Raw genomic sequence first — 9,865 nt, 5'->3', positions numbered from 1 at the left:
GTTCCGGAAATATATTGGTATATATATCCCGGCTCCGAGATTTCCCACCGATCCATTTTAAAGTTGAATCAATCATTTCTACCACCACCTTGCACAGCATCAGCATGATCACTGGACGTCAATTTCTCTGCAGCCATAACAATCATATACACAACGCCGAACATTGCTCCCAATATTACACTAAATAACAAAATCCAAAGTATGGGACGAATAATACTAGCACTAATGTAACCGGGTGAAATATAAACCCATAGACCTTTATCTCCAATCACAGTATTAATCCACCAATAATCAATAATAGTATTCGTCAAATGAAATGCTGCAATGCACATAACAACAATTCCGGATAATACCATCAATACAACTATCGAAGCAATGGATAAAAATAACACCACTTTCAAGTATTCTAAAAGTTCACTCTGTTTTTTTATCATACTATCAATCCTCTCCTCTATCTAACAATTTGCTAACTGATGATACGTTTGTTCAATATATCGCAGCTGCAGCAAAACATCCTTTTCATGCTTCAATCGATTCAATAACTGTTTCTGTAAAGCTCGGATAACCTGGTAACTGAATCCTTGTTTGATTCTCTCCTGGATCCGGTAATTTAAATGCTGCACTGCTTGCGAAAATAATTTACGTTCAATATACTGCTGCTCATTTCTAATACCTTTGTATCTTTTTTGAGCAATATTGTTTTTCTTAAAGAGCACATATAATTCCATCTTAAAGCGAATAAAGAGTGCTTTCACTACTTTTTTGACTTGAGTTATGTGTGATCGCTCATGCAATGATTTGTTGATCGGTGTGTATGGATCCTCAATAAGTATACGCTTGCCTTCATTATCTAGCTTATAAGTATCTTTTTTATACTTTAACTCAAATCCTTCCTTGGCAACGCGGCTAATATGCCCACGCTCATTCATGTACAAGTCGCTACGATGCTTTTGAAAGCCTGTTATGGTATGCCGCTCACTAAAAACAATCGTCAAATGCAAGTTATTCTCAAAATCACCTAAGTACCAACTAGCTGCAGCAGATGCTCCAACTAATTCCTGAGTAATCGTTGTACATAGATATTCTATATCTTCACGATCACGCCAGGCATTCGGCAACTCAATCAAATAATATCTGCCTTGGTTCTTTGTTTCTTTCTTCTGTTCAAAGGCTATTAATCTTTTCCACAATTTTTTTTGTTCATGCATTGCAATTGCATACTTTCGGAGTCGGCTCATCTTAGAACGTACGTTTCCAATACTACCGGTCCGGACAAAAACAGATCGTTTCATTATTTTTCACTCCTTGTTGTCAATTTTTTGCGCGTATCGCAATAACACCTTTCGGTGTCAAGTGCCTTGCTTGCAGCAAGGACTTGCCTACTCTTTGCAAATAAAAAAAATAAGCAAGTCCTTAAACGCTGGTAACACACGTCAACGAATAAATATGCCACTTACTCGCTGACGTGCGTTACCAGGGCACGTATCTCGGGAACTCCCTATTGCTGCTATACCATTGCTCCCATGCCCTGCAATGTTACTATATAGCATCGATACGCCTTGCGACTGTTGTTGAACCGGTGTGCCTTTTTTCTCGCCGGTTCTAGTCCATGGATCCGTCCACTGATTTTGGCACGCAGTTCAGCCTCTGCTTCTTGTTTATGCCGTTTGAGCGCCCTGGCGCCCTTTTCTTGAGTTGATTGCGGTCAAGATGATATAACACCGCCAAGAAAGGAATTCATGTTCCTATAAAGTGTTGAATGCGCGGCAGTACGTGCTACTAGGAGAATAGTTTATTCAACACTTTATAGAAACAGCAAGCCCCACAAGGCTTGCGTTCCTGATTATTATAGTAAGTCGCCATCAATTAATAGTAACTCTACGTTTGGATCAAACTTTGGAAAATTAACATAACTTTCATCCAATCCCATCTTACGACACTTTTCAGCTGATCGTTCAACTTCATCAATAGCATCACTTTCTGATATCTCGCGAACGTCTAACTCGTTATCGGTTATTTCACAAACATATTTCTCATAGAGCGCAATTGCCTCCAGTTGATTAATTGCGATAATTAATGCGTAATAAGGTTCCTTAAATAAGTAGTATTTTTTCATTATGCTGCACTCTCCTTTTCTCTAAAGTAATCTTTCAGTTGTCTACTACACTCTTCTAATGCAATCATATAAACAATATGATCTGGACAAGGCATCCAACAATTTAATAGGTGTTCCAAATCGTCATATTCAAACAAATCACTAATTTCACCAATAAACTCATCAAATGTGCTTCCTCCATGAATACACTGCCAAATTGTGCTGATGATATCTTCTATATCATCAGCACAAACACTACTCCACTCTGACATTGTATCAAGTTCTTCTCTTAATCTCACTTCATCAATTATCATTTTGTTTCCTTGGTAGGCTTCTAATTTCTCAAACATATATAAATATGATTGCAATGGATAATTATATAGTATCTTTTTTGGAGATAGTGGGGAATCAAAATCATATACTGCACTTCGATAGTCGCCAGATACAAACATGTTCCGGCTTCCATTAAATGTAAAACGTAATCCATTGGCCATCCCATTTTTGTCATCATTAAAAGTAATTTCTGCAAACTGGCCACTTTCAACTATCTTAGCTGAATGGTTTTTCCACACACCTTTCATCATTTTTTCTCTTTCTTTTTCTAAATCCCAAGACATCTCTACACGACCTCCTTAAATAAAATATTTAACATATCATTAGTTATTCTAATATCAAAATTAAATTGTATATTTTTTAGTGTAGCTACTTCTCCTTCTTCAAAGTCAGTTGTTCTTTCAAAGCACTCACCTGGCGCGCCCCAATAAGTTCCCTGACGATCTACGAGTTCTGCAAAATAACAATATTTTGAAATATACTTCTTCATCACAACTCCCCCTTCAACAATTGTGGGTTTTCGAATTTATTGCCGATTACTTCTCTTGTTGTGATTAGTTCACCACCAACATAGTAATCCAGCCCATCATTAGCTTTGATGTACATTTGTTTATAAAAATCATCAAACATAATTACTCCTATAAGGTTTACTCCTAAGTTGTCAAATTGAACAATATCTCCCTCATATATCTCTACACCGTTTTTATCCTTTAGTCCTGTGTATTGCAAAAGCTCAACTTGTCTAAAATTATATCTAGTGTATACTTCATCAATATATATAGTTATTGCTTCACCGCTAAAGTCAATTTCATCAACATCATAGACTTTACCCAAATCATTTATGTAAGCTCTAACCTTAATCTCACGCATTTGTTATTCCTCCTCTACATGTTTATCGTACTCTTCTTTGGTAATATATTTTTTTACATGTAAATCAAGTGGCTCTATTTGTTTTTCAACTAGTTTAAATAATGCACTTACAAATTCAGCCGATGTAATATCTTTCTGAATAGTTTCGGCATTCATATCAGCTAAATTCAATGCAACATAACCACCAGTTAATAATTCAGCATATACATTAAAGCTGAAAATTCTTTGTACTTCAGTTTCCTCACTCATCGTTTTTCCTCCTCATTATTTTGGGTTTTATCCCTGCAGCATGTATCAGATTCTAATAACTATAAACAGTTGACTATGAGATGAATATTGAATTTCTAAGGGGGGGGAAGATAGAAAATAAAATAATAAGTTCATGGAAAGCATCTTTTGATATAAAAGAAAGAAAAATAAAAAACAGCCCAATTGAGCCGTTCTAATTCTGATACACACTGCAGGAATAGCAAGTTCCCTTGCGCTCCCTACTGTAGCAATCACTGCCGCAAATTATATGATCGGCCAAAGAGCCGTTAGTTATCATTGAATCCTCTACTTAATCCATTCTCCAGTAAGTAGTCTGGGTCATACACTTTGGTGTATGCTGCGTCTGTTCATTGTAAATGACACGCATTCGGTGAGTTCTGAGCGCTCACATGCTTGCCCGCGTTAGTCGCCTCTCTTTCAAGACAACCGTTCTGCCTATTATACAGAACTTTGGTATTTGTTTTTGATAAAGAGCCCGCCTATGTTCGGCATGAACAATATAACTCAGCATATCATCGCGACGTTCTTTGCTACTCGGTCTCTTTTTTAGTCAATACCACCATTTGTGCTTTTCATGGAACAAGGAGCCTCAATTCCCATGCACTTGCTTATTACTTTACTAGGCAGAAATGTAATGGTATATCTTGTAAATAACAAAATAATTCCATTTAAAGACTTTTTCATTTGTCACACCTTCACTTTTCTAGTATAATAACAATGTCATTACTACTATTAATGGCGTCAAATAATGCAGCCTTGTGCTGTGGCACTCAAGGGCAATATAGATCAACTTTTGCGAGACGATTCTATATTGCTCTTTGCATTGCCACTGAGTTATTTCTAACTCACACTTAAATTGGAATTGGTGGTTATTACCACCTAACAGTAACCCAATGTTTCCACTGGGTTCCTCTTAGGAATTAATAACCTGGTCTATATATTACATTTCTTTTTGTTCAACTTTTCGCCACTAATGCGACACGATTGAGTCATATAACTAAATAAGCAGGACCTTCTTCTTTTATCCACCTACGATTACCAGAAGAAAGTCCTGCTTATTTATCGTGGGTGGATGATATAAATACATTATAATCCACTATAGGAGATTTGTAAACCATTTTGTATCTTATATTACATTAATAGAATTTTCAGCTTAATATTAATATACAATATAATTGGTGGTAAAAATGAAAATATTTATCGAAAGATTTAATAACATCTGTGACGACTTTGACTTTAAACCAACATCATCTAAGACAGCTAAATTCGTTGGAATTCCAACATCCACATTAGGTAAATACATGACTGGAAGTATGCCTTCTGCTGAAGCGATATTAAAAATAGCTAATGCTTTTGATATTGACACAGATTACTTATTAGGAAAAACTAATATTAAAAACAGATCCAAAACTATAATTAATTTAGACGATTTGTCTAGCACAGAAGTAACTGAAGTTCAAAAGTATATTGAATTCCTTAAATCAAAGCACTAATTTCTTGTTGTATTTTTAGTGTATATCACTTACATAGAAGAATCAATACAAGATTTCTTGTGCTAAAATCAACCAAAAAATGCTTTAAAACCGTTTAAATACAAGAAATCTTGTATAAAATCACCCAATAATCAATAAATTTGACCATTTTTATAAGCTTATTTAGCAAAAACACAAGAAATCTTGTAGTAAATTCGAATAAAATTTATGATAATATTTAATTAATAATGGAGGTGAGGGAACATGTGGTTAAGTCCATTTATATGGTGGCATAGTTAATGCCAAAAAAAGCTGCATTTTTTGCAGCTTTTTTTATATTCTAATTTTTAGATTATCAAGTATTTCATTAATTTCATCTATTTCATCTTCAAGTTCCAAATCTTTTGCCAACCTACGTGCTCTCTTAATATCTTCCAATTCAGTTATATCATTGTTTTGACGCAAGTATGCTGAAACACTACGAAAAGTAATTAAAGTTGGAAAAAATTTGAAATTCATATGTTCACGCGCCCTCTTATATCCTTTGTCGGCGTATTTATATAAATCATCACATATTTCTAAAGAATATTTGCCAGTACTCTTAAAATTACTCTTCAAGCTAAAATAATTTAAGTAACATATCGCATTTATTAATAATAAAACTGCCAACGAGTGATCGGCTGAATTATCAAAAAATTTAGAATCAAGTACTTGTTCAACAATACTTTTAAGCTCATCAAGTGCTCCATCAAAACCAAACATTGCTTTATAATTGTAGATTTTAGCTTCTTGAAAAGTAATAATTGGAGAATCCTTTAAAGCTGTAAACGCTTGGGCAAACGTTAATACTCTTTTCGCTTCTTTTATATTATGATCTTTAAATAAAGCATATGATTTATATATATAGTATTGTTGTTTTTGGGTTGATGATAATTTAGCAATCATCTCCTCAGTTATCTTTGGTAAAATTAATAGTACAGATTTAAAATCATTCTGTCTACCATAGTATTGACATTCATAGAGTAAGTTTAATGCTTCTGTTTCAATATCATTTGACATTGCATAGCGTAAATCCTCTAGTTCAAATCCCAAAATATCAAGAATATCAATAATCTTTGAGAAAGCCGGATCCTTAGTATTACCATTTTCAATATTTTGTAAGGTTGTTGTTGAAATTTGAGGGTTCATCCTTGCAACTAAATCTGTCATTTTAAATCCTTTAAGTTCTCTAAAATATTTGATTGCTTCGCCTAAAGACAATCCGGTTTGCTTTTTCTTCTTTTCCTTCATCTATATTCACTCCTAGTAGGATAATTTTATCAAGATTATGTATTAACATCAAATATAATTAATTGTTAAATGAGATTATATAATCGATTTAAACCAAAACGAACAGCAGCAATCCGCTCCTTAATCAATTTTGCTTTTTGTTGCTTATTATAAACCTGCTGCAAGATCAATCGAGCAGCTTTTTTTATTTCTTTTGAATAATTGACCAGTTCTAGATACACCTGATAAAATTCTGCAACTAATGCCGCATAATCTTTTATCATATAGTACATCTTTTTATTCACTACCCCACTATATCTAATCTTCTTAATGTGATATTGCCGGCGCAATGAATAATCCCGCATATCTTGTTCCTCAAAGAATTGCTTAATTAATGCTTTAACCTGATATTTACGGCCCGGATGATCATAGCTCTTGTCTTTTGCTGTAAACTGTGAAGCTGAAGCAATTTTCTTACCATCTGCATCGACCTTATAATCCCCTTTTGCATAACGTAAAGTATAACCAGGCTTTTCTACTCTAGATACACGACCGGCTGTATCAAAATAAAAATTGCTAGTATGCTTAGCATACTCTGATGCAAAACTACGTAGACTAAATAGAATAACTAAATGTAAGTTGTGAGTCTCACCAACAGCTGCATCACGAATAAACCAGCTTACAACAGCTAGTCCAGGACATATACGACTAACTAACTCATTACATAAAGCTGATAGATCTTTCCGGTCCAACCAGCTATTAGGTAACTCGATTAAATATTCTTTAGCAACATTATTGTTCTTCACACTCTTCCGAACCTGACTGTATTCAAACTCCTGAAGATTTTTCCAAGCTGCTAAATTACTTCCGTATGAACCTAAACAAGTTGAGGTCAAAAAATTATACCGCTCTAGCACTTCATTATGTTTTGATTCTCTTAGAAATATAAGTCGTTTCATTATAGCATTCTCCTTACTCAGGGCCTGAGGGCCGACACCAGCGAGCCCATAACACAATATACCCTTTCGGTAACGTGCCTTGCTTGCGCTCGTTACTCTCCTCTATTACTTACTTAAAAATAATAAGGAGAGCAACGTTGGCGATACCAGTCATTCAACGAACTATTTAGCTCATTAACTCACTGGTGTCGCCACCGCTCATGCTTTCGGGAACTCCCTAGACATAACTAACTCCCCGCAATACACCCTTGGATCTGCGTTAGTTATAAGCATGCTCTCGATCTTTATGTACAGTTGTGCCTTAGTATTCTCTCCTGTACGATCTGTATTATCCGCAACGGTTGAATCTGCGCCGGCTCAACTCTGGGCCTTTCGCTAGTTTACGCAGTACTGCAGTTGCTGCAGCATTATTGAAACGGTGGCTTCGGTCGGTTTTCTCAAGTGAAACCTTTGTAAAACCTCTAGCAATGTCTTATTGAATAGAAAAAAGCCCTAAATCTTGCGATTTTAGCGCTTTTAGTGTATTTATCTATTGCAATCCATAGGTAAAAATGCTATACTATCTTTGAACTTACGAAGTTTGTAATAGTATAACTACTAAAAGCAAAAGTACTTGTTGGCGCAAGTGCTTTTTTTCTATTTAATTTCAAATACATTATTGCACATATATTTTAATTACACAAGCATTTTTTTATTGCTACATTGTTTTGGAAAACAATCAAAGTTTGTGCATTTATAATTTTATAATTTTATAATTTTATAATTTTATATATATATACTTTTATACTTGCCGAAAGTTTTATAAAACTACTTTTGTAATTAATATATTTATTGATATATAAAGGTTTTTCTCAATATTATATTTTTATAATTTTATAATTTTATAATTTGTAACATTTTATAATTTTATACTTGTATACTTTTATAATTTCATATTTTTATAAATTTATAATTTTATAAGTTTCGCATTTTTCCTTTAGTCAGAGGAGTTTTATAAAACTTTTATATTTTATACTATTATAAAACTCTATTGACAGTTGTATAAATTTATATTATTATAAAATTATACTTTTATACTATTATAAAACGGAGTTGATACTATGGCTACAATTATTTCAACAGGAAACTTTAAAGGTGGGGTTGGTAAAACAACTAATTGTGTTATGTTAGCTTATACGCTTGCTAAAATGGGCAAAAAGATTTTACTAGTTGATTTTGATCCTCAATCAGATGCAACAAAACTACTTATGAATACTATGGCTAAAGTTTTTGATGTTACGCCAGTTTTTGAAACTACTTTAGCAGTTGCGCTAAAGAGTGGGGATATAGAGAGCGCTTTAATTAATGTAATGCCAAACTTAGACCTTTTACCTAGCTATTCTGATTTACAAACCTATGAAGCATTTCTTTATGATAATTTTGACAGCGATTTTGAAAAAGATACCTATTTCTCTAAACAATTAAATAAGATTTCTGATAATTATGATTTTATATTTATCGATGTTCCACCACAATTGAATAAGTATACTGACAGTGCACTTACTGCAAGTAATTTTGTTATTGTTATATTGCAAACACAAGAGCGTGCATTAAATGGTGCAGAAACATTCATTTCACATATACAGACATTGGCAGAAGATTATAATCTGAACTTAGATATTGTTGGTATTTTGCCAGTGTTAGTACAAAACGGCAATGAATTAGATCAAGATGTGTTACAGGATGCACGAGAAATATTTAATGAAGTAAACCTGTTCGAAAGTACAATTAAACAAATGGCTCGATTAAAACGTTTCGATAGAACAGGTATCACTGAACTAAGCAGTGATATTCACGATAAACGGGTCCATAAAGTTTATAACGATGTTGCAGTCGAATTGCTACAACGAATCGAAATGTTTAATGAGGAGGCTTAACAATGAGTGATATTGAAAACACAAATAAACAAAGACCTGGCTTTACACGTCAAAATCGTACCGAACGTTCTGTTAGTATTGAACCAACGCAAGTTGCTTCAGACCAACGTTCATTTCCTGATGAACCAATAATTCAACGGGAAACACCAAAAGAAAAGCAGATAATTCGTAGAAAGACAACAAGTAAATCTAACGATTTGCCTAAGTCTATACGGATTTCATTAGCAGATCATGTTGCTATCTCAACAATATCGATGGTGGAGGATATAAAAATATACGAAGTTATCTCAAATATGGTAGATTTATATGTAGAAACTTTATCTCCACCACAACAGAAACTAGTTAAAAATGCTGTCACTGCCACAAAAGACATTAAATAACACTATACAAACGTCATATTATGGCGTTTTTCTTTGTTTTAAGCGTTATTTATACTATGTTAGCAATAATTCCGCACACAACAATGGAACAGCGCTAGAAACGGCTAAAAATGGCTTATTTACATATCTTAATACCAATAAGTACCAAAAAGATGAAAAGACAGTATCATAATGCTGTCTTTTTTTGTTCACTAATTCATTAAAGACTGCAGTCTGACCAAATATGGTCAGCCCCACGAAACTTGGACAAATTTCACAATATCGAAAGGAAGAAAATTTATGTCCCAAAACAAGTATACAA

Annotated in this window: 13 protein-coding genes; 3 read left to right on the top strand and 10 right to left on the bottom strand. The window is 33.8% G+C overall.

Annotated elements, in window-relative coordinates:
* Window positions 1–68: 68 nt before the first annotated feature.
* The 7 genes from FEZ08_RS12045 to FEZ08_RS12015 form a co-directional block, all read right to left on the bottom strand.
* Window positions 69–434, bottom strand: a complete 366-nt coding sequence (locus FEZ08_RS12045; protein WP_171015080.1) for a hypothetical protein — start codon at window positions 432–434, stop codon at window positions 69–71.
* A 21-nt stretch (window positions 435–455) separates the two neighbouring features.
* Window positions 456–1,292, bottom strand: coding sequence for a hypothetical protein (locus FEZ08_RS12040; RefSeq protein ID WP_138192752.1), 837 nt, complete (start codon window positions 1,290–1,292; stop codon window positions 456–458).
* A gap of 554 nt (window positions 1,293–1,846) precedes the next feature.
* Window positions 1,847–2,116, bottom strand: a complete 270-nt coding sequence (locus tag FEZ08_RS12035; protein ID WP_138192750.1) for a hypothetical protein — start codon at window positions 2,114–2,116, stop codon at window positions 1,847–1,849.
* Window positions 2,116–2,712: a hypothetical protein gene (locus FEZ08_RS12030; RefSeq protein WP_138192748.1), complete on the bottom strand. Its 597-nt coding sequence runs from the start codon at window positions 2,710–2,712 to the stop codon at window positions 2,116–2,118. Before FEZ08_RS12030 ends, FEZ08_RS12035 begins: the two co-directional genes overlap by 1 nt.
* A gap of 2 nt (window positions 2,713–2,714) precedes the next feature.
* Window positions 2,715–2,918, bottom strand: a complete 204-nt coding sequence (locus tag FEZ08_RS12025; protein WP_138192746.1) for a hypothetical protein — start codon at window positions 2,916–2,918, stop codon at window positions 2,715–2,717.
* A complete protein-coding gene (locus FEZ08_RS12020; RefSeq protein WP_138192744.1) occupies window positions 2,918–3,298 on the bottom strand; it encodes a YopX family protein in 381 nt (126 codons plus the stop codon). The genes FEZ08_RS12025 and FEZ08_RS12020 overlap by 1 nt, the downstream gene beginning before the upstream one ends.
* 3 nt (window positions 3,299–3,301) lie before the next feature.
* Window positions 3,302–3,547 (bottom strand): hypothetical protein, encoded by a 246-nt coding sequence (locus FEZ08_RS12015; protein WP_138192742.1) that lies wholly within the window; start codon window positions 3,545–3,547, stop codon window positions 3,302–3,304.
* A 1,208-nt stretch (window positions 3,548–4,755) separates the two neighbouring features.
* Here FEZ08_RS12015 and FEZ08_RS12010 point away from each other — a divergent pair.
* Window positions 4,756–5,061 carry a helix-turn-helix domain-containing protein gene (locus FEZ08_RS12010; RefSeq protein ID WP_138192740.1) on the top strand — a complete coding sequence of 102 codons (306 nt, stop codon included), beginning with the start codon at window positions 4,756–4,758 and terminating at the stop codon, window positions 5,059–5,061.
* A gap of 312 nt (window positions 5,062–5,373) precedes the next feature.
* Here the strand turns inward: FEZ08_RS12010 and FEZ08_RS12005 are convergent, their stop codons facing one another.
* Complete coding sequence (locus tag FEZ08_RS12005) at window positions 5,374–6,330, bottom strand: helix-turn-helix domain-containing protein (RefSeq protein ID WP_138192738.1); 957 nt, start codon at window positions 6,328–6,330, stop codon at window positions 5,374–5,376.
* 65 nt (window positions 6,331–6,395) lie between these two features.
* The gene (locus FEZ08_RS12000; protein WP_138192736.1) at window positions 6,396–7,268 is read right to left on the bottom strand and encodes a hypothetical protein; all 873 of its coding nucleotides are present in this window, start codon (window positions 7,266–7,268) and stop codon (window positions 6,396–6,398) included.
* A gap of 1,100 nt (window positions 7,269–8,368) precedes the next feature.
* Between FEZ08_RS12000 and FEZ08_RS11995 the strand changes: the two genes are divergently transcribed.
* Together FEZ08_RS11995 and FEZ08_RS11990 are read left to right on the top strand one after the other, a co-directional pair.
* Window positions 8,369–9,184, top strand: coding sequence for a ParA family protein (locus FEZ08_RS11995; protein WP_138192734.1), 816 nt, complete (start codon window positions 8,369–8,371; stop codon window positions 9,182–9,184).
* Window positions 9,185–9,186: 2 nt separating this feature from the next.
* Window positions 9,187–9,564 carry a hypothetical protein gene (locus FEZ08_RS11990; protein WP_138192732.1) on the top strand — a complete coding sequence of 126 codons (378 nt, stop codon included), beginning with the start codon at window positions 9,187–9,189 and terminating at the stop codon, window positions 9,562–9,564.
* Window positions 9,565–9,618: 54 nt separating this feature from the next.
* Here the strand turns inward: FEZ08_RS11990 and FEZ08_RS12350 are convergent.
* Window positions 9,619–9,865 (bottom strand): hypothetical protein (locus tag FEZ08_RS12350; RefSeq protein WP_206750551.1); only part of this gene is annotated, 247 nt, incomplete at its 5' end.

Source organism: Culicoidibacter larvae (genome assembly GCF_005771635.1).
Taxonomy (GTDB): Bacteria; Bacillota_I; Bacilli_A; order Culicoidibacterales; family Culicoidibacteraceae; genus Culicoidibacter; species Culicoidibacter larvae.
The sequence above is the reverse complement of the archived record's forward strand: the minus strand, read 5'-3'. Positions and strand labels throughout refer to the sequence as shown.